Raw genomic sequence first — 18,619 nt, forward strand, 5'->3', positions numbered from 1 at the left:
TGAATTCACGACCGGCGAGCGAGCGTTGAAAGCGCGCGTCGCCCCGGCGGAGGCCGGGGCGACGCAAATGCTCTTACTGGTTCATCGAATCGAAGAAGTCCTCGTTGGTCTTCGAATCCTTCATCTTGTCGAGCAGGAACTCCATCGCGTCGATGGTGCCCATCTGCATGAGGATGCGGCGCAGCACCCACATCTTGCTGAGCTTGCCCTTGTCGACGAGCAGTTCTTCCTTGCGGGTGCCCGACTTGCCGACATCCATCGCCGGGAAGATGCGCTTGTCGGCGACCTTGCGATCGAGGACGATTTCGGAATTGCCGGTGCCCTTGAACTCTTCGAAGATCACCTCGTCCATGCGGCTGCCGGTGTCGATCAGCGCGGTGGCGATGATCGAGAGCGAGCCGCCTTCCTCAATGTTGCGCGCGGCGCCGAAGAAGCGCTTCGGCCGCTGTAGCGCGTTGGCGTCGACACCGCCGGTCAGCACCTTGCCCGACGAGGGCACGACGGTGTTGTAGGCGCGGCCGAGGCGGGTGATCGAATCGAGCAGGATGACGACATCCTTCTTGTGCTCGACCAGACGCTTGGCCTTCTCGATCACCATTTCGGCGACCTGAACGTGGCGCTGGGCAGGCTCGTCGAAGGTCGAGGAGATAACCTCGCCCTTAACCGAGCGCTGCATGTCGGTGACTTCCTCGGGCCGCTCGTCGATCAGCAGGACGATCAGGAACACCTCGGGATGATTGTCGGTGATCGCCTTCGCCATATTCTGGAGAAGGACGGTCTTGCCGACGCGCGGCGGCGCCACGATCAGAGCGCGCTGGCCCTTGCCCTGCGGCGAGATGATGTCGATCACCCGCGCCGACTTGTCCTTCACCGTGGGATCGAAGGTGTCGAGATTGAGCTTCTCTTCGGGATAGAGCGGCGTCAGATTGTCGAAATTGACGCGGTGACGGACGACATCGGGATCGTCGAAATTGATCGAGACCAGCCGGGTCAGCGCGAAATAGCGCTCGCCATCCTTGGGGCCGCGCACTTCGCCTTCGACGGTGTCTCCGGTGCGCAGGCCGAATTTGCGGACCTGGTTCGGCGAAATGTAGATGTCGTCGGGACCGGCGAGATAGTTCGCCTCGGGCGACCGCAGGAAGCCAAAGCCATCGGGAAGCACTTCGATCGTGCCCTCACCCATGATCTGCTCGCCATTCTCGGCCTCGACCTTGAGAATTGCGAACATCAGGTCCTGCTTGCGCATCGTCGATGCGCCCTCGACGCCCAGCTCTTCGGCCATGCTGACCAAATCGGCGGGGCTCTTCTTCTTGAGGTCCTTCAAATGCATCTACGGGATTCCTGGGTCTTAACCGGCTGGTCTTGGGGAAGTTCGAGCGGCCTGGGCGCGCTGGCACGACAATGTGATAGGAGAAAAGGGACCCAGCTCGAACGGCGGGCCTGTTCTGTCTTGCGAGGTAGGCGGCGCCGCTTCCCAAGTCAAGCGGCGAGGAATCGCGCGGTCAGAAAGGCCGCACGATCACCAAGATGACGACGACCGCTGTGGCGATCGCCGGAATCTCGTTCATGATGCGCAACGCCTTGTCCGACGGTGCGCGATGGCCCGCCGCCATCCGCTTGCCATAGCCCACCGCCCAGCCGTGGAACCCGCTGAGCAGGAAGACGGTCGCGAACTTCGCCTGAAACCAGCGTATGCTCCACAGGTCCTGATCGAAGGCGAGCATCAGCCCGAATATCCACACGAATAGCATCGCGGGATTGATGATGATCGAACGCAGCCGCCGTTCGCGCTCGATCCAGGCGCGATCCTCCGCCGATCCGGGTGCGGCGGCATGATGATAGACGTAGAAGCGCGGCAGCATGAACAGCCCCGCCATCCAGAAGATCACGAAGATCACATGCGCGGCCTTCACCCACGGGTAGGTGTTGCCGAGGAAACCCATCAGCTCCATCGATCAGCCCCTGAGCCGCGCGAGAAGCTGTTCGACATGGGCGATCGGCGTATCAAGCAATATGCCATGGCCCAGATTGAACACATGCGGGCGCTCGGGGAAAGCCCCTCTGATCACATCGATCGCCTCATTGAGCTTCGATCCCCCCGCGATCAGCGCGAGCGGATCGAGATTCCCCTGCACCGGGAGCCTGGCCGGAAGATTCCTGTCGGCCCAGACCGGATCGACCGTCTCGTCGAGCCCGACCGCGTCGACTCCGGTTTCGCGTGCATAAGCGGGCAGCTTGCCACCAGCGCCCTTGGGAAAGCCGATCACCGGCACCTGCGGGTGGCGGGCATGGAGGCGCTTCACCAGCTCGACTGTCGGTGCGATCACCCAGCGTTCGAACTCCTTCGGCGCGAGGCTGCCCGACCAGCTGTCGAACAGCTGGACGGCATCGACCCCGGCCACGATCTGCAACGACAGATAATCGGCGGTGGTATCGACCAGCGCATTGATGATCGCGCCGAACGCCGCCGGATCGCGATAGGCCATGCGCCGGGTCTCGGCCTGTTCCTTGCTGCCCTGTCCCGCCACCATATAGGTCGCGACCGTCCACGGGCTGCCCGCAAAGCCGAGAAAGGTCGTGCGGGGCGGCAGTTGCGCGCGGACCTTGCGGACCGTGTCATAGATCGGCAGCAGCCGCTCCGGGACCGCGCTCAGGCTCTCGAGCGCATGATCGACCAAGGTCGGCGACAGGCGCGGCCCCTCGCCCGCCTCGAAGCGCAGGTCCTGGCCCATGGCATGCGGGATGACCAGGATATCGGAGAAAAGGATCGCGCCATCGAAGCCGAAGCGGCGGATTGGCTGAAGAGTGATCTCGGCGGCGCTGTCGCTGTCATAGGCGAGCTCGAGGAATCCGCCCTTCTCCGCTCTGAGCGCGCGATATTCGGGAAGATAGCGTCCCGCCTGCCGCATCAGCCAGACGGGCGGCGGATCACGCCGTTCGCCCTTGAGGACGGCGAGCAACGGGCGTGTTTCGGCAAACTGAGCAGCCATCTTCTTCCTTAAGTAGATTCTTAATAAGGGAACTGAAGGGGTAGTAGGGCGTTGTGTCGCGGGGTTTATTCACAGTTGGCCTGATTGCCAACAGCTTGACTCATGCGGAATCGCCTAGCCCAAGCGAGTCTCTCCGGCCATTACCGTTATCCACAGGCAGACGATTTCAACGATCCCCTGTGGATGGTTGCTGGAAAGAAATGCTGTCAACGGGGATGAAAGCGCGGCTTGAAACACTCCCCGGCCTTCCGCTAGCCCCATCCCCATGGTTTTCCACAGACTCGTCCCTGGCATTTCAGCGATCAGGCAACACCGATGATCCGGCTGCATCTCCACCTGCTTTCGGATTCGACCGGAGAGACGCTCGAAAATATCGCCAAGGCCGGCCTCGCCCAGTTCGAAGGCGTCGAGACGATCAAGCATTTCTGGCCGATGGTCCGCAGCCAGGGCCATCTCGACCGCATCCTTCTTGAAATAGCGCAACGGCCGGGGCTCGTCATCTTCACCCTGGTCAACAATGATATCCGCAAGCGGCTTGAATCGCGCTGCCATGCGCTGGGCCTGCCGAGCGTGTCGGCGCTCGATCCGGTGATTGACGCGCTGTCGCAGCTGCTCGGGCAGACCGCGCTCGCCCGGCCGGGCCGCCAGCACATCCTCGACGCGGCTTATTATGCGCGGGTCGAGGCGATCCAGTTCACGATCGCGCATGACGACGGCATCGGCTCCGACGACTGGGAAGAGGCCGACATCATCCTGACCGGGGTGTCGCGATCGTCTAAGACTCCGACCGCCATCTATCTCGCCAATCGCGGTTACAAGGTCGCCAATGTCCCGCTGGTGATCGAATCCCCGCCGCAGAAGAGTCTCTATTCGCTGGTCCATCCCTTGATCGTCGGGCTCACCACCAGCCCCGACCGGCTGATCCAGATTCGCCGCAACCGGCTGCTGACGCTCAACCAGTCGCCTGAAACCGCCTATGTCGACCATGAGGCGGTCGTCACCGAACTCACCTTTGCGCGGCGGATCTTCTCCGATCAGGGCTGGCCGGTGATCGACGTCACCCGCCGCTCGATCGAGGAGACCGCGGCGGCGATCATCAACCTCGTCAACGAACGCTCGCCCGAGGGTGATCCGAGCGCGTGACGCTCATCCTCGCCTCCCAATCCGCCTCGCGTCGGGCGATGCTCGACGCCGCGGGCGTTCCGCACCAGGCGATGGCCGCGGCGGTCGACGAGGAGTCGATGAAGACTGCCCTGCGCGCCGAGGGCGTAAGCGCACGCGATCTTGCCGATGCGCTGGCCGAGCTCAAGGCGACCAAATTATCGCGCCGCCATCCGGCCGATCTCGTCCTTGGCTGCGATTCCACGGTGGTGCTCGATGACGGCACCATGCTCGACAAGGCCGGGAGCCGCGACGAGCAGCGTGATCTGCTGCGGCTGATCGCGGGGAAGCGGCACAGCCTCTACAGCGCGGCGGTGATCTGCGAAGCCGGCGCGCCGGTGTGGCGGCATGTCGATGTCGCGCGCCTGCATGTCCGGCCGCTGAGCGAGGCGTTCATTGACGCCTATCTCGACGCCGAATGGCCGGTGATCGGCGGCTGCGTCGGCGGCTACCGGATCGAGGGGCCGGGCGCGCAGCTGTTTGCGAAGATCGAGGGCAGCCAGTTCACCATATTGGGCCTGCCCCTCCTGCCCCTGCTCGACTATCTTCGCATTCGCGGGGTTATGCCCGCATGATGGCGGGGGATGGCGCGATGGTGACGGGGCAATGGTGAACGGGCAGGCCTATGCCGAGGTGATCGGTGATCCGATCGCACATTCGAAGTCGCCGACGATTCACAACCACTGGCTGCAACAGGCTGGAATCACCGCCGAATATCGCGCTTCTCATGTCCGGTCGCAAGATCTTGAGAGCTTCTTCGAAGAGCGGCGGCGCGACCGGCTGTGGCGGGGGTGCAACGTCACCATCCCGCACAAGCAGGCGGTGATGCCGCTGCTCGACCGGATCGATCCCGCCGCCGAGCGGATCGGCGCGGTCAACACGGTGCGGCCCGAGAAGGGCAAGCTGGTCGGATACAACACCGATTATATCGGTTTTCTCGAGCCTCTGCTGCCCTTGTTGAGACAGGCGCACCTGTTCCGCATGGCGCGGATCTTCGGCGCGGGAGGCGCGGCAAAGGCGGTCGCGCTCGCGCTCCACGACCAGGGTTTCACCAATGTCATCATCGCCCGCAATCCCGATCAGGCGCGCGCGCTGCGGGAGAGTTTCGAGCCCGACGACCGGCTGATCGCCCCGCTCGACCTGTTCGCCACCCCAACCGATTTCCCGTTCGACGACCGCGAGGGCATTCTCGATCTCATCGTCAACACCACCTCGCTGGGCATGGCGGGGCAACCGGCGCTGCTGCTCGATTTTAGCCATGTTCCCCCCAATGCGGTGGTCTACGACATCGTCTATGCGCCGCTCGAAACCCCGCTCCTCGCCGAGGCGCGGGCGCGGGGGCTGCGCACGATCGACGGGCTGCACATGCTGATCGGCCAGGCGGCGGCGGCCTTTGCGCTGTTCTTCGGAACCCCGGCGCCGCGCGGGGACGACAAGGCGCTGCGCGAGAAATTGCTCGGATGATCGCGCCGTCGTTCATGATCATGGGCAAGCCATGATCGTCCTGGGTCTCACCGGATCGATCGGGATGGGCAAGTCGACCGTCGCGCGGATGTTTGCCCGCGCCGGCGTCCCGGTGTTCGACGCCGACGCCGAGGTCCACCGCCTCCAGGGGCGCGGCGGCCGGCTAGTCGCGGCGATCGAGGCGGCCTTTCCCGGCAGCTCGGGCCCGCATGGCATCGACCGCGCGGTGCTCGGCAAGGTCGTGCTCGGCGACCGCGCCGCGCTCCACCGACTCGAACGCATCGTCCATCCGGCCGTGGCCGAGTCGCGGCGGCGTTTCCTGCGGCGGCACCGCTCACGGCCGCTGGTCGTGCTCGACATTCCGTTGCTGTTCGAAAAAAAAGGCTGGCGGCAGGTCGATGCAATCGCCGTCGTCTCCGCTCCCGCCTGGAAACAGGCGCGTCGCGTGCTGGCAAGACCGGGCATGAACCCTTTGAAATTACGCCATATCCGGTCCTTGCAGACCCCTGACCATGTCAAGCGGGCCCGCGCCGACTTCGTGATCGACAATGGCGGCTCGGCCGGACGCACCCGTGCCGCCGTCCATCATCTGATCACTTGCCTCCGCGCGCACGGAGTCCGATATTGTCGCTCATGCGCGAGATCGTTTTCGACACCGAAACCACCGGCCTGAATCCCGCAACCGGGGACAGGATGGTCGAAATAGGCTGTGTCGAGCTGTTCAACCGGGTCGAGACCGGTCAGGTCTTCCATTGTTATTTCAACCCCGAGCGGGCGATGCCGATCGAGGCGGAGCAGGTCCATGGGCTGTCCGACCGCTTTCTCGGCGACAAGCCGCTGTTCGGGCACAAGGTCGCCGAACTGCTCGAGTTCATCGGCGACAGCCCGCTGGTGGCGCATAATGCCAGCTTCGATTTCGGCTTTCTCAACTGGGAGCTCAAAGCCTGCGGCCATCCGCATGTCGATCTCGGCCGGATGGTCGATACGCTCGCGCTGGCGCGCAAGGCGCATCCGGGCGCCAAGCACAGCCTCGACGCGCTATGTTCGCGATACGGCATCGATCGCAGCCACCGCGTCAAGCATGGCGCGCTGCTCGATGCCCAGCTGACCGCGCAGGTCTATGTCGAGCTGACTGGCGGCCGCCAGATCGGCTTGTCGATCGGCGAGACCATCGTCGAGGAGAGGATCCTGGTCGCGACGCCGGCCTTTGTCGCGGCCGCCCGCACCATCCGGGCGATACGACCCCATTTTGCAAGTGAGGAGGAACTGGAGAGACATAGAGCGTTTGTTGAGAAGCTCGATGCGCCGATCTGGATGGAGGGCGCGGCGAGCTAGACGGTAGATCCGTGTTTGTGCGGATGGCGGGACGCCAGTGGGCGCTTCACCATCCCCGGACCAATAGTGGAGAATAGCTATGGAAATTCGTGTTTCGGGACATCAGGTGAACACGGGGGATGCGCTCCGGACCCATGTCGAGGAACGGCTCCACGCGATCGCCGATAAATATTTCTCACGAAGTCTCTCCGCGCATGTCACCTTCGGCCGCGGCCAGCATGGCAACGGCTTCTCCTGCGATATCGTCGCGCATGTCATGCATGGAGTGATCCTGAAGGGCAGCGGCCATGCGATGGATGCGCATCCGGCCTTCGATCAGGCCGCAGAGCGGATCGAAACCCAGCTGCGCCGCTATATGAACCGGCTCAAGTCCCGCACGCCGGCCCCTGCCCCCGCGCTCGAGGCGATCGACGACAATGCCGGCTACACGGTGTTCGAGCCGGTCCGCGACGAGGAGGTCGAGGGCGACGCCCCCGTCATCATCGCCGAGACCCGGGTCGACGTTCCCGACGCGAGCGTATCCGACGCGGTGATGATGCTCGATCTGCGAAATACGACCGCGCTTCTTTTCCGAAATTCTGGTACCGGCGCCTTCAATATGGTGTATCGGCGCACCGACGGCACGATCGGCTGGGTGGAGCCGAGCCGGGTGGCCTGAACAGGAATAGCGACTCCGTTACATGACTGACAGCAAATCGATGGACGACCTGGGCGATCTGCTATCGCCTCAGGCGGTGCAGGCCGCCCTGGTCGTCCCAAACAAAAAGGCGCTGTTCCAGCAGCTTGGTAGCATCGCTTCGAAGCTGGTCGATGCGGACTCGCGTATGATCGTCGAGCGGCTGGTCGAGCGCGAGCGGCTCGGCTCGACCGGCTTCGGCGGCGGCATCGCCATTCCCCATGGGAAAATCGAAGGGCTCGATCGAGTCGTCGGGCTGTTTGCCCGGCTCGGCCAGCCGATCGACTTCGCGGCGATCGACGACCTGCCGGTCGACCTCGTCTTCCTGCTGCTCTCGCCGGTGGATGCCGGGGTCGAACATCTCAAGGCGCTCGCCCGGGTCAGCCGGCGGATGCGTGACAAGACCTTCGTCGCCAAGCTGCGCGGCGCCGGATCGGACGATGCGCTCTACGCACTGTTCGCCACCGGCGAGGCCCGTCACGCCGCCTGATCGCCCGTGAGCGGCGACACCCCCGCCGATCAGGCGCCATCGGGCGCCGAGGCGCATTTTCGCGCGCTGGAATCGCTCTATGCGGTCGCGCCGATCAACAGGATGTTCCCGTCGCGGCTGGAGATTACCGGCGAGGGAACGTCGCGGATCAGCTTCATGATCGACCCGGGCCATTTCCATGCCGCCGGCGCGGCGCACGGCACCACCTATTTCAAGATGCTCGACGATGCCGCCTTCTACGCGGCGAACAGCCTGGTGAACGACTTTTTCCTGCTCACCACCGCGTTTAACCTTCTGCTTACCCGGCCGATGGCGGCGGGACCCGTCACCGCCGAGGGCCGTTGGGTCAATGGCCGCCGCCGCGTGCTGGTCGCCGATGCGCGGCTGATCGACTCGGAAGGCGAGGAGGTCGCGCGCGGCACCGGCACCTTCATGCGCTCGCGGATCCCGCTGGCGACTCTGCCCGGATATTCGCGGTGACTCTCGAAGCGCGGCCCGCTTCGGGGCTGCTGGTCTCGGCCCTGATCCGCCGCGTCGAGGCGGATGGCGGCTCGGCGATGGTGATCGCCAAGGGCGACGCCGTCGCCGGGGCGATGCTCCTTATCCTGGCCGATCGCGGTGTAGTGGGCGCGATCGTCGATCGGGTCTGGCGCTTCGATGGCGGGCATGGCTTTGAGCGGGTCGGGCCCGCCGATCCCAACGAACCGGGTGCTGCGGGCGACTATGTCGCGAAGCGGCGGCGTTCGGATCCCGATCTGTGGGTGGTCGAAGTCGATCATCGCGAGGCCGAGAAGATCGCCGGCGAGATGCTGCTTTAGCGGCTGCCCGAGAAGCCAGCCTTCAGCCTTTGGCTGAAGTTTATCCTGAGCGCGTGCCGGGCCGTCGGGTGCGGCGAGGGGCGTGCGCTGGAAATCGTTCCCTTCTTGTTCTAAGATCCGGTGATGGCTACCCTCCCTGAGTCGCTCGAACCGCTAATCGTCGCTCCGCTCGTTGCGAATGACGTCGCACGCGGCATCGCGCGGCTATTCCTGCGCGCGGAGATGACGCCGCTGCCCGAGGTTCCGCTGGGCAATGGCCGCCGCGCCGACATCATGGCAATCGACGCGCAAGGCTGCATCACCATCGTCGAGATCAAGGTGTCGCGAGGCGATCTGCTCGGCGACGGCAAATGGCCCGACTATCTCGACTATTGCGACCGCTTCTACTGGGCGGTGCCAAGCGGATTCGATCTGTCGCCGTTCGAGACCGATCCTTTCCGCCCCCAATGCTGCGGCCTGATCGTCGCCGATCGCTATGACGCCGCGATCATCCGCGAGCCGCAGCACCGGCCCTTGTCGGGCGCGCGCCGCAAGGCCGAGACATTGCGTTTCGCCCGCCGCGCCGCGCGCCGTCTCTGGGGCGATCTCGATCCGTTTCCGGAAAGCTGCGTCTAGCTTGCCCACCTTCGCCGGCGGGTAAATTTCCACGGCCGCCTTTTCAATGGCATGCGCATGCCTACTTCAGCATTCTCAGCTACAGGCGAGGCGATCCCATGAAGACGAGCGGAAACACGATTCTGATTACCGGCGGCGGCACCGGTATCGGGCGGGCGCTCGCGCATCGCTGGAACGACCAGGGAAACAAAGTGATCATTGCGGGGCGGAGGCGCGCCGCGCTCGACGAGGTGATAGGGGATCGCTCGAACATGGTGGCGGTAGAACTCGACATCGAGGATGCGGCGCAGATCGGTCACATCGCTGCGCGGGTTATCGCCGACCATCCCGATCTCAATGTCGTCGTGAACAACGCTGGAAGCATGCGCAGTGAGGCGCTGGACGCACCGCGCGATCTCTCCGATGCAGCGGCGACGATCCTCACCAACCTGCTTGGGCCAATCCGGCTGATCGATGCACTGATCGATCATCTCGTCACCCGCCCGGACGCGGCGATCGTTACCGTCTCCTCAGGCCTCGCCTTCGTGCCCCTGGTGTTCGCGCCGACCTATTCGGCGACCAAAGCGGCGATCCACAGCTACAGCCTGTCGCTGCGTGAGCAGCTGCGTGGCAGGGTCGAGGTGATTGAGTTGGTGCCTCCGGGTGTCCAGACTGGACTCACCCCCGGTCAGGAGACACGCGAGGGCTATATGCCGCTCGACGACTATATCGACGAGGTGATGAACCTGTTCGCCCAGACGCCGACACCGCAGGAGATCGCGGTTCAATGGGTCAAATTTCTGCGTGATGCCGAAGCCGAAGGGCGCTTCGACGAAACGCTGGCTACCCTTACTCAGCGCTCGCGCCCGACATAGCGCCTAAAGCCCCGGCCCCGACATTTTCGGCTTCGCCTTCACGGCAGGCGCTTCGTTGAGGATCTTGAGTACAGCCGCGCCGCGCGGATCGTCGGCGGCATAGTCCCGGGCCGACTTGCCGGCGATGCGATCGGCCTGCTTGGGATCGGCACCATTGGTCAGCAGGAAGCGCACCATCGGCGTGTTGCGCTGCTGAACGGCGATGATCAGCGGGGTCTCGCCGCTGTTATTGGCGAGATTGACCTGGGCCCGCTGGGCGACCAGCAATTCGGCTCCCTCCTGGAAGCCGAGCAGTGCGGCGACGTGGAGCGCGCCGTTGCCCTGCGCGTCCCTGGCATTGGGGTTCGCCCCCTTGCCGAGCAGGAAGCTCGACCAGGTCAGGTCGCGGCGCTTGATCGTGATCATCAGCGCGGTCTCACCGGTGGTGTAGTCGCGGGTGTTGATGATCGTCGAGCCGTTCCCCTGCAGCGCCTTGGTCGCCTTTTCGCCGTCCGACTGACGCACGGCGTTGAGGAAATTATAGCTGTCGGAAAATTGCGCCATGGCCGGCGTGGCGGCGATCGCCAGCGCAGCAGCGGCCCAAAGGACGGGAGATAGGATGTGGCGGCGGACCATAGTGTCTGTCATGTCCCTGTTCTTAAACGCCCTTGCATGCGCGGCAATAGCAAAGCATGGCTGGCCGCACCATGAACAATCCGAGCTTCTTCGATCGCTGTACCGCTGCCGCGGCGGCGGTGCTGCTGGGCATCGCGTCGCTGGCGCTGAGCGGCTGCGGCGGCGCCGCGCCCGAAACCCCGCCCCTTGCGGGCAGCAGCATCGGCGGCCCCTTCACCCTGACCGATCAGGACGGGAAGAAGGTCAGCGATACCGAGTTCGCGGGCAAATATCGGCTCGTCTATTTCGGCTATACATGGTGCCCCGATGTCTGCCCGGTCGACGTGCAGAATCTGATGAAGGGCTATCGCAAGATCGAGGCGGAGAATCCCGCGCTCGCGGCGAAGATCCAGCCGATCTTCATCACCATCGATCCGGCGCGCGACACGCCCGCCGCACTCAAGCAGTTCGTCCGCGCCTTCCATCCCAAGCTGATCGGGCTGACTGGCAGCGAGGCGGAGATTGCGGCGGTCGCGAAAAAGTTCGCGATCTATCACATGAAGCAGGATCCCAGGCCGGACGGCACCTATCTGGTCGATCATGCCCGCCAGGCGATGCTGTTCGGACCGAAAGGCGAGCCGCTGGCGCTGATCACCCAGGACAAGGATGGCGACACCGCCGCCGCCGATATCGAGCGCTGGGCCAGATAGCCTGCACCCTGTCATGCTGGACCTGTTTCAGCATCCCCTTGTCCACGCGAGCGCGCTGCATATTTGAATCCCGGCTCTCCGTACGAGCCCATGGGATCGCCCGTGTTTCTTGGCAGATGCTGAATCAGGTTCAGCATGACGCCGTTAGTAGAGTAGACAGTCCCCATGACCGAACAGCCCCCCTTCTGGGAAACCAAGCGGCTAGACGAGATGAGCCGCGCCGAATGGGAGTCGCTGTGCGACGGCTGCGGCAAATGCTGCCTTCACAAGCTGGAGGACGAGGAAACCGGCGAGCTGATGGCGACCAATGTCGCCTGCCGCCTGCTCGATCGCCGCTCGGGCCTGTGCAAGGACTATAAGCATCGCCGGACCTTCGTCCCCGAATGCGTGCGGCTGACCCCGAAAATCCTGTCGGAGATCGACTGGCTGCCATCGACCTGCGCCTATCGCCTGCTCGATGAGGGCAAGCCCCTTCCCGACTGGCATCCGCTCAAGACCGGCGACCCCGAATCGGTTCACCGCGCCGGCGTTTCGGTGCGCGGCTGGACGGTGTCGGAAAATGAGGCGGGCGATCTGGAACATCATCTGGTGGATCGTGACCTGTAAAGCGCCTATCCTGGCCGGGCACGAACGGAGTCAGGCCGATTAAGCTGCCGAACATGCTCTTTCGCCGCACCGCGCCGCCGACCGAGACCGAGCTTGTCTTCGAAGCCGGCGGGCGCAGCCGTCCGCTGATCGTCCGGCGGATGGCGCAGGCCCGGCGGATGCGGCTCAGCGTCGATCCGCGCGATGGCGGGGTGCGGCTGGTCATGCCGAACCGCGCCTCGCTGCGCGCCGCGATCAAATGGGTCGAAAGCAAGCGCGACTGGATCGAGGCGGCGCTCGACGCGCTCCCCAATGCCCGGCCGATCGAGGACGGCATGACGATCGAAGTCGCGGGCGAGACGCTGCGGATCGAGCTGACCGACACCGGCCGGATCGTCCGGCGCTCCGGCGACCGGCTGATCGTCCCCCGCCCCGACGAACTGCTCGCCACGAGGGTGACGCGGTGGCTGCGCGCCCGCGCGCTGGAACGGCTGGAGGCCGAGACGACACGCTTCGCGACGCTGGCAGGGGTGTCGATCGGCCGGGTGTCGATCGGCGATCCGCGCGCACGCTGGGGCAGCTGCTCGGCCAATGGCGACATCCGCTACAGCTGGCGGCTGATCCTCGCCCCGCCCGAGGTGCTGGAAGCGACCGTCGCGCACGAGGTCGCGCACCGTCTCCACATGGACCATAGCCGTGAATTCCACGCCGCCGTCCAACGGCTGCTGGGCCGCGACCCCCTGCCCGAGCGCAACTGGCTGCGCGAGCATGGACGGCATCTCTACTGGCTGGGCCGCGAGCCCTAAAAAAGCGTCGCGCCGGCGGAGGCCGGGGCCGCTAGAGAGTCAGGCAATCGCGAGGCAAAAACCGTTGGCGGCCCGGCCTCCGCCGGGGTGACGCTCGCCGCTTACTGCCGCCGTGCGGGGCGCTGCGGTTCGACGCCGCTCAGGAAATCCGAGCCGAGCGAGGTGCGCGGCGGGGCCGGTGCGGCGGCTTGCGGTGCGCGCGCGGCCGGCGGTGGAGCCTGCGGTTCGAAGCCGTCCTCGGGATCGGCGGGGGGCTCGCTGCCGTCCTCGATGGGCAGGCCGTCGGGGGTGACGAAGCCATCGTCGGGCAGGCCGTAAGCTTCGTCGTCGGGCTCGATCATGAACTCGGGCAGGGTGACGGCGGTTTCGAACGCTTCGGTCGGGCGCTTGGCCACCGCGACGCGCATGAACTGGGCGAAGGCGCGCGCGGGTGCGCGGCCGCCCTGCAGGCCAGACACCGCCTTGGCGTCGTCGCGGCCCATCCACACGCCGGTGGTGATCCCCGAGGAGAAGCCGAGGAACCAGCCATCCTTGTTCGACGAGGTCGTGCCGGTCTTGCCCGCGACCGGGCGTCCGATCTGCGCGGCCCGCGCGGTGCCGGTGTTGACTGCGGTCTGGAGCAGGTCGGTCACTTCGGCGGCGACCCAGGGCGCGACCAGCACGCGATTGTCGTCGGTGCGATGCTCGTACAGCAGGTCGCCCTTGCCGGTCGTCACCTTGACGATGCCATAGGGCACCACCGCGATCCCCTTGCGCGCGATCGCGGCGAAGGCGCGGGTCATGTCGATCAGGCGGACGTCGGAGGTGCCGAGCACCATCGACGGGTGGGTGTTGAGCTTGCTGGCGATGCCGAAGCGGTGCGCCATGTCGGCGATGGCGTCGAAGCCGACCTGCTGGCCGATCTTGGCGGCGACGGTGTTGATCGAGAAGGCGAAGGCGGTGCGGACGTCGATCTCGCCGGCATATTCGCGGTTGCTGTTGCGCGGGCTCCAGCCATCGATATCGACCGGCTCGTCGGTCACGGGCGTGTCGGGCTTCATCCCGGCTTCCATCGCCGCCAGATAGACGAACAATTTGAACGCGGAGCCCGGCTGGCGCTCGGCCTGGGTCGCGCGGTTGTAGATAGACGAGACATAGTCGCGCCCGCCGACCATGGCGCGCACCGCGCCGTCGCGGTCGAGCGCCACGAGCGCGCCCTGCGTCCCTTCGGGCGCATTGGTGCGGATCGCAGCGTCGGCCGCCTTCTGCATCGCCGGGTCGATCGTGGTCCACACGTCGATTGGCTCGACCTGCTCGTCGACGACCTCGTCGAGCTGGGCCAGCGCCCAGTCGGTGAAATAGCGCACCGCATTCTGGTCGCGCTCGGGCGCCAGGTCGACCTTGTCGAGGTCGACCGCATCGGCCTGCGACGGGGTGATCGCGCCGGCGTCCTGCATCACTTCGAGCACCACCTTTGCGCGGTCGATCGCGGCCTGGCGGTCGGCGGTCGGCGAATAATGCGATGGCGCCTTGACGAGGCCGGCGACGATCGCGCTTTCGGCGAGGTTCAACGTGCTGGCCGAATGATCGAAGAATTTGCGGCTAGCGGCGTCGATGCCATAAGCGCCGCCGCCGAAATAGACGCGGTTGAGATAGAGTTCGAGGATCTGCTGCTTGGAGAATTTACGCTCCATCGCCAGCGCCAGGATCACTTCGCGGAATTTGCGGCCGAAGCTGTAGGCGTTGGTCAGGAAGATGTTGCGCGCGAGCTGCTGGGTGATCGTCGACGCGCCCTGGAGGCGGCGGCCCTCGCCCTTGCGCTGCCACGCGACCCAGGCGGCGCGGCCCATGCCGATCGGATCGATCCCGGGGTGCATGTAGAAGCGCCGGTCCTCGACCGCGACCATCGCCTTCTTCATGTCCTCGGGAATCTGCTGCGACGGCAGCCAGTCGCCATAGCTTGGCCCGAGCGAGACGATCACCGAGCCGTCGGCGGCGCGGACACGGACCATCTGACCGTTCGGGCTCGACTTCAGCTCCTCGAACCCAGGCAGCGACGCCATCGCGATCAGCACCGCGACGACCAGCGCACCCAGCCCAGCGAGCGTGGCGAACAACGCGAATTTCAGCAGAGTCCTGATCCAGCCCATGCGCTTAGATTTGTCCGGAGAGGGTTTGGCGGTTGGCATCAGCGACGGTCGACTTACAAGCTATCCCGATCGCTGCCAAGCGCGTCCCCTCCATATCGGCCAATCATCCACAGCTATCGATCAATGGTCATTGCGCCGGGATGAATGAAGGATCTTCGTCGCCCCGGCGGAGGCCGGGGCCGCGATAGGCTCCCGCGTTGACCTGACCCTAAGAGCCGCTGGCGGCCCCGGGATGCCATTCCTCGGGCTGGCGAAAGCCAGACCCGGGGGCCGGGGCGACGCGGACAAGTTGCCCTTTACTTGTCCCCGTCGAAATCCACTGCCGCCGAATTGATGCAGTAACGCAGGCCGGTCGGTCCCGGCCCGTCGGGGAAGACATGGCCGAGATGGCCTTCGCATTTGGCGCAGCGAACCTCGGTGCGGACCATGCCATGGGTAACGTCGCGATGTTCTGTCACCATCGCCTCGTCGGCGGGGGCGGTGAAGCTCGGCCAGCCGCAACCCGAGTCATATTTGCTGTCGCTCGCGAACAGCTGGGTGCCACAGCCGGCGCAATGATAGCTGCCGTCGTCATGGTTGTTCCAATATTTGCCGGTGAAGGCGCGCTCGGTGCCGGCCTGGCGGAGCACATGATATTGTTCGGGGGTGAGCCGGTCGCGCCATTCGGCATCGGTGAGGTCTAGCTTGTCCATGCTTCGAAATGTGGTGGTGCGACCGGGCAAGGTCAAGCTGTGACGCGCGTCACTGCGCGCTGCCATTAACCCTCCTAAGGTGCGGTGCGACGTTGCATGGCGTCCGAGTGGTTGCGTCGGCGTACGGGGGCGCAGGGGAATCGCCCCCAAAATTTCGCACGGTTCGTGCGTGCGGCCCGGCGCTTCTGGAGGAGCGTCGGGCCGTTGCGCTCATGCGGTCTGCGATGCCCTCGCGTCGGCTTGCCACCGGTCGATCTGATCCTTGACCATCAGCTTCTGCTTCTTGAGCTTGGCGATCTCGATAGTGTCCGGCATCGGCCGGCGGAGCTGCTCGGCGACAAGCGTTTCAAGCCTGGCGTGCTCGCGTTCCAGATATGCGAAGAAGCGGTTCGACATCATCTGCCCTCCATATATCGGTCAAGCGATTTCAGCGCGGACCGAGCGTCGCTGACGGGGCTGGCGCTCCCCTTCGGCGGTGAGCTGCGCAGGTGCGGATCGTGCTTCAAGGTCGCGGCGTCGGAAGCCCAGGACGCGAGGATAGCGCGCTGCACCTCGGGCTCGAAACTGGGGTGCCGACCAATATCGAACGGATGTCTGAAATGGGAAAGCGACATGGATTGTTCCTCCTTTCGTCCAGTCACGCATTCCATGGCGGGTTCGCCACGGGACGATTTTGGAAAGCCGGCCTCACGCGTCAAGAGGGTCGCGATGCCACTGGTTCGATGGGAGAAAATTTTTTCCAATAGGCCGTAGGGCTGTCTTGACGAGAGGGCAGCGCGAATTATCTCGCCCGGCGTCGGGTGCCGAAAGGACCCGGCGGAACGAGAGGGCGTCGGCTCTGCCCCCGGCGCTTCTCATGCTCAGATTGCTCAGAAGAGGATTTGGATATGAGGACCAATTTCGACTTTACTCCCTATCGCCGTTCGACGGTCGGCTTCGATCGGCTGTTCGACATGCTCGAAACCGGTGTCAGAACCGATCTGGGCGAAGGCTTTCCGCCCTATGATCTCGAACGGGTGAGCGAGGACAGCTATCGCATCACCCTGGCCGTCGCGGGGTTCGGCCCCAATGAGATCGAGATCACGGCGCAGCAGAATCAACTGCTCGTCAGCGGTCGCAAAGCCGATGACGCTGGATCCGACCAAAGCCGTTATCTTCATCGCGGTATCGCCAACCGCGCGTTCGAAAGGCGTTTCCAGCTCGCGGACTTCATCGAAGTTCAGTCCGCGCGCTTCGACAACGGCCTGCTGACGATCGCCCTCAAGCGCGAGATTCCGGAAGCGATGAAGCCGCGCCGGATCGAAATAGGCGCGCCCGCCAACGATCGGGGCGGCCTGCTGCCCAAGCTGAAGGGAAAGACCAAGGCGGCCTGATCCGCAAGCCGGCGGTCCGATCGGGGCCGCCGGCCACGGGCTCAGCCGATCGTAACCGCCATCGAGAAGCTGCGGCTCTCCCCCGGCGCGACCGCCACCATGCCGGGCTTCTCGTCGAGTGTGCCGTCGAAGCCCGCAGGGTCCGAAAAGCCCTGCCACGGCTCTATGCACAGATAGCCGGCGCCCGGCTTCATCCACAGGCCGAGATGCGGCATATCCTGAAAGTCGATGGTCGCCCGCGCACCGCCGGGACCTTCATAGACCAGACTGCGACTTGCCAGATTATCGAAGATCAGCGCGTCCTCGGTGAACAGCGCATCATCGAGGCGCAACGTGTCGCCTTCGACGGCGGTTGCGCGCCGCTCCGGATCGAGCAGCCCGTCCGTGTCTAGCCGGCGAACCGTGGCGGGCTCGGGCTTTTCGAAGCGGATGATGTGGTCCGCCTTGCTCGGCGTACCGGGTAGCGGCCAGCGCAGCGCCGGATGGAATCCAGGGTAGCGCCCCGGACGGTGAAGATCATGTCGAGCGTAAAATCGAAAGGCCAGACAGCGCGGGTCGCGTCGTCGGCATCGAGCCGCAGGACCAGGCCGTCGGCATCATGATCGACGAGCGCGAAGCCGCGGCGGCGGGCGAATCCGTGGCGGGGGAGCGTATATTCCCGGCCGTGCCAGCGGAAGCGATCCCCGCCCAGCGTCCCGACGATCGGGAAGAGAATCGGCGCGCGGCCCGACCAGAAGGTTGGATCGCCGTCCCACAACCAGTCGCGCCCTGCCGCGTCGGTCAGCCGCCGAAGCTCGGCGCCGTCGGGTGAAATCTCGGCGGTCAGGCGATCCGACTGGATGCGGAGCGCCATGGCGGAATCAGCCTTCGGCATCTTCCGATGCGGTGTCGGCGGCGTCCTTGAGATAGGGCTCGACGGGGCCGTTGAGCTTGATCGTCAGCGGATTGCCCTTGCGGTCGCGGGTGTTGCCGACCGCGACGCGGATCCAGCCCTCGCTGACGCAATATTCCTCGACATTGGTCTTCTCGGTGCCCTTGAACTTGATGCCGATGCCGCGTTCGAGCAGCGCGCCATTATAATGCGGGCTGGTCGGGTTGATCGAGAGGCGGTCGGGCAGGCTGTCGGTCATGATAGGCTTCCGAAATACGAGGATTGGCGGGCGTCTTAACCAGAGTCCGGCGCAATCGCCACATGAACTTTAGGGGTTGTGGGGATTCATCGCGAGTTGATGACGGCTGCGGCGAGGTAGATCATTGCGGAGAAGCTTAGATCGGTTTTGCAGGCGCGCATGGCGATGCGCTTGAACTCTTTGAGTTTGCAGAAGAA

25 protein-coding genes and 1 pseudogene are annotated in these 18,619 nt (G+C 64.9%); 15 read left to right on the plus strand and 11 right to left on the minus strand.

The window, feature by feature from the left end; translation table 11 throughout:
* Nucleotides 1-73: 73 nt before the first annotated feature.
* From rho to hemE, 3 genes are all read right to left on the minus strand, one after another.
* Nucleotides 74-1,330 carry a transcription termination factor Rho gene (gene rho, locus WP12_RS08125; protein WP_046193212.1) on the minus strand — a complete coding sequence of 419 codons (1,257 nt, stop codon included), beginning with the start codon at nucleotides 1,328-1,330 and terminating at the stop codon, nucleotides 74-76.
* 172 nt (nucleotides 1,331-1,502) lie between these two features.
* Entirely contained in the window at nucleotides 1,503-1,943 is a 441-nt protein-coding gene (locus tag WP12_RS08130) for a CopD family protein (protein WP_046193235.1), read from the minus strand.
* A 12-nt stretch (nucleotides 1,944-1,955) separates the two neighbouring features.
* Nucleotides 1,956-2,990, minus strand: coding sequence for a uroporphyrinogen decarboxylase (gene hemE / locus WP12_RS08135; protein ID WP_046193213.1), 1,035 nt, complete (start codon nucleotides 2,988-2,990; stop codon nucleotides 1,956-1,958).
* Between the two features lie 315 nt (nucleotides 2,991-3,305).
* On the opposite strand from hemE, the gene WP12_RS08140 reads away from it, so the two are divergent.
* The 11 genes from WP12_RS08140 to WP12_RS08190 all read left to right on the plus strand — a co-directional run bounded on the left by WP12_RS08140 (nucleotide 3,306) and on the right by WP12_RS08190 (nucleotide 10,403).
* Nucleotides 3,306-4,133 (plus strand): pyruvate, water dikinase regulatory protein, encoded by an 828-nt coding sequence (locus WP12_RS08140; RefSeq protein ID WP_046193214.1) that lies wholly within the window; start codon nucleotides 3,306-3,308, stop codon nucleotides 4,131-4,133.
* Nucleotides 4,130-4,726 carry a Maf family protein gene (locus tag WP12_RS08145; RefSeq protein ID WP_084691039.1) on the plus strand — a complete coding sequence of 199 codons (597 nt, stop codon included), beginning with the start codon at nucleotides 4,130-4,132 and terminating at the stop codon, nucleotides 4,724-4,726. Before WP12_RS08140 ends, WP12_RS08145 begins: the two co-directional genes overlap by 4 nt.
* A 31-nt stretch (nucleotides 4,727-4,757) precedes the next feature.
* Nucleotides 4,758-5,615 carry a shikimate dehydrogenase gene (gene aroE / locus WP12_RS08150; protein WP_046193216.1) on the plus strand — a complete coding sequence of 286 codons (858 nt, stop codon included), beginning with the start codon at nucleotides 4,758-4,760 and terminating at the stop codon, nucleotides 5,613-5,615.
* Between the two features lie 31 nt (nucleotides 5,616-5,646).
* Nucleotides 5,647-6,288, plus strand: coding sequence for a dephospho-CoA kinase (gene coaE, locus WP12_RS08155; protein WP_046193217.1), 642 nt, complete (start codon nucleotides 5,647-5,649; stop codon nucleotides 6,286-6,288).
* Entirely contained in the window at nucleotides 6,249-6,950 is a 702-nt protein-coding gene (gene dnaQ / locus WP12_RS08160) for a DNA polymerase III subunit epsilon (protein ID WP_046193218.1), read from the plus strand. The genes coaE and dnaQ overlap by 40 nt, the downstream gene beginning before the upstream one ends.
* Nucleotides 6,951-7,029: 79 nt before the next feature.
* Nucleotides 7,030-7,608: a ribosome hibernation-promoting factor, HPF/YfiA family gene (gene hpf, locus WP12_RS08165; protein ID WP_046193219.1), complete on the plus strand. Its 579-nt coding sequence runs from the start codon at nucleotides 7,030-7,032 to the stop codon at nucleotides 7,606-7,608.
* Between the two features lie 22 nt (nucleotides 7,609-7,630).
* Nucleotides 7,631-8,116 (plus strand): PTS sugar transporter subunit IIA, encoded by a 486-nt coding sequence (locus WP12_RS08170; RefSeq protein WP_084691040.1) that lies wholly within the window; start codon nucleotides 7,631-7,633, stop codon nucleotides 8,114-8,116.
* Nucleotides 8,117-8,122: 6 nt separating this feature from the next.
* Complete coding sequence (locus WP12_RS08175; RefSeq protein ID WP_046193221.1) at nucleotides 8,123-8,596, plus strand: PaaI family thioesterase; 474 nt, start codon at nucleotides 8,123-8,125, stop codon at nucleotides 8,594-8,596.
* Nucleotides 8,593-8,934 carry a DUF1491 family protein gene (locus WP12_RS08180; RefSeq protein WP_084691041.1) on the plus strand — a complete coding sequence of 114 codons (342 nt, stop codon included), beginning with the start codon at nucleotides 8,593-8,595 and terminating at the stop codon, nucleotides 8,932-8,934. The genes WP12_RS08175 and WP12_RS08180 overlap by 4 nt, the downstream gene beginning before the upstream one ends.
* Nucleotides 8,935-9,057: 123 nt before the next feature.
* Complete coding sequence (locus tag WP12_RS08185; RefSeq protein WP_046193222.1) at nucleotides 9,058-9,549, plus strand: MmcB family DNA repair protein; 492 nt, start codon at nucleotides 9,058-9,060, stop codon at nucleotides 9,547-9,549.
* 98 nt (nucleotides 9,550-9,647) lie between these two features.
* Nucleotides 9,648-10,403 carry an SDR family oxidoreductase gene (locus tag WP12_RS08190; protein WP_046193223.1) on the plus strand — a complete coding sequence of 252 codons (756 nt, stop codon included), beginning with the start codon at nucleotides 9,648-9,650 and terminating at the stop codon, nucleotides 10,401-10,403.
* 3 nt (nucleotides 10,404-10,406) lie between these two features.
* On the opposite strand, the gene WP12_RS08195 is transcribed toward WP12_RS08190, so the two are convergent.
* Nucleotides 10,407-11,030, minus strand: coding sequence for an ankyrin repeat domain-containing protein (locus WP12_RS08195; protein ID WP_046193224.1), 624 nt, complete (start codon nucleotides 11,028-11,030; stop codon nucleotides 10,407-10,409).
* A gap of 44 nt (nucleotides 11,031-11,074) precedes the next feature.
* Between WP12_RS08195 and WP12_RS08200 the strand changes: the two genes are divergently transcribed.
* The 3 genes from WP12_RS08200 to WP12_RS08210 all read left to right on the plus strand — a co-directional run bounded on the left by WP12_RS08200 (nucleotide 11,075) and on the right by WP12_RS08210 (nucleotide 13,098).
* The gene (locus WP12_RS08200; RefSeq protein ID WP_046193225.1) at nucleotides 11,075-11,707 is read left to right on the plus strand and encodes an SCO family protein; all 633 of its coding nucleotides are present in this window, start codon (nucleotides 11,075-11,077) and stop codon (nucleotides 11,705-11,707) included.
* Between the two features lie 165 nt (nucleotides 11,708-11,872).
* On the plus strand, nucleotides 11,873-12,313 hold the full coding sequence (locus tag WP12_RS08205) for a YcgN family cysteine cluster protein (protein ID WP_046193226.1): 441 nt from the start codon (nucleotides 11,873-11,875) through the stop codon (nucleotides 12,311-12,313).
* A gap of 53 nt (nucleotides 12,314-12,366) precedes the next feature.
* Entirely contained in the window at nucleotides 12,367-13,098 is a 732-nt protein-coding gene (locus WP12_RS08210; RefSeq protein WP_046193227.1) for a M48 family metallopeptidase, read from the plus strand.
* 101 nt (nucleotides 13,099-13,199) lie between these two features.
* Here WP12_RS08210 and WP12_RS08215 read toward each other — a convergent pair whose 3' ends face one another.
* The 3 genes from WP12_RS08215 to WP12_RS08225 all read right to left on the minus strand — a co-directional run bounded on the left by WP12_RS08215 (nucleotide 13,200) and on the right by WP12_RS08225 (nucleotide 16,318).
* Complete coding sequence (locus WP12_RS08215; protein WP_235399044.1) at nucleotides 13,200-15,227, minus strand: transglycosylase domain-containing protein; 2,028 nt, start codon at nucleotides 15,225-15,227, stop codon at nucleotides 13,200-13,202.
* Nucleotides 15,228-15,523: 296 nt separating this feature from the next.
* Nucleotides 15,524-15,919, minus strand: a complete 396-nt coding sequence (msrB, locus tag WP12_RS08220) for a peptide-methionine (R)-S-oxide reductase MsrB (RefSeq protein WP_046193229.1) — start codon at nucleotides 15,917-15,919, stop codon at nucleotides 15,524-15,526.
* Nucleotides 15,920-16,129: 210 nt separating this feature from the next.
* Nucleotides 16,130-16,318 (minus strand): YdcH family protein, encoded by a 189-nt coding sequence (locus WP12_RS08225; RefSeq protein WP_052730279.1) that lies wholly within the window; start codon nucleotides 16,316-16,318, stop codon nucleotides 16,130-16,132.
* A 488-nt stretch (nucleotides 16,319-16,806) separates the two neighbouring features.
* Between WP12_RS08225 and WP12_RS08235 the strand changes: the two genes are divergently transcribed.
* On the plus strand, nucleotides 16,807-17,292 hold the full coding sequence (locus tag WP12_RS08235) for an Hsp20 family protein (RefSeq protein WP_046193230.1): 486 nt from the start codon (nucleotides 16,807-16,809) through the stop codon (nucleotides 17,290-17,292).
* 41 nt (nucleotides 17,293-17,333) lie between these two features.
* Here the strand turns inward: WP12_RS08235 and WP12_RS26335 are convergent, their stop codons facing one another.
* The 4 genes and pseudogenes from WP12_RS26335 to WP12_RS25785 all read right to left on the minus strand — a co-directional run.
* Nucleotides 17,334-17,624, minus strand: a complete 291-nt coding sequence (locus tag WP12_RS26335) for a hypothetical protein (protein WP_327196197.1) — start codon at nucleotides 17,622-17,624, stop codon at nucleotides 17,334-17,336.
* A 56-nt stretch (nucleotides 17,625-17,680) separates the two neighbouring features.
* A complete protein-coding gene (locus tag WP12_RS26340) occupies nucleotides 17,681-18,145 on the minus strand; it encodes an aldose epimerase family protein (protein WP_327196198.1) in 465 nt (154 codons plus the stop codon).
* Between the two features lie 7 nt (nucleotides 18,146-18,152).
* Complete coding sequence (locus tag WP12_RS08245; protein WP_046193231.1) at nucleotides 18,153-18,422, minus strand: DUF3297 family protein; 270 nt, start codon at nucleotides 18,420-18,422, stop codon at nucleotides 18,153-18,155.
* 86 nt (nucleotides 18,423-18,508) lie between these two features.
* Nucleotides 18,509-18,619, minus strand: a pseudogene (locus WP12_RS25785) (IS5/IS1182 family transposase); the annotation flags it as partial.

This window comes from Sphingomonas sp. SRS2 (assembly GCF_000971055.1).
In the GTDB taxonomy this organism is placed as follows: domain Bacteria; phylum Pseudomonadota; class Alphaproteobacteria; order Sphingomonadales; family Sphingomonadaceae; genus Rhizorhabdus.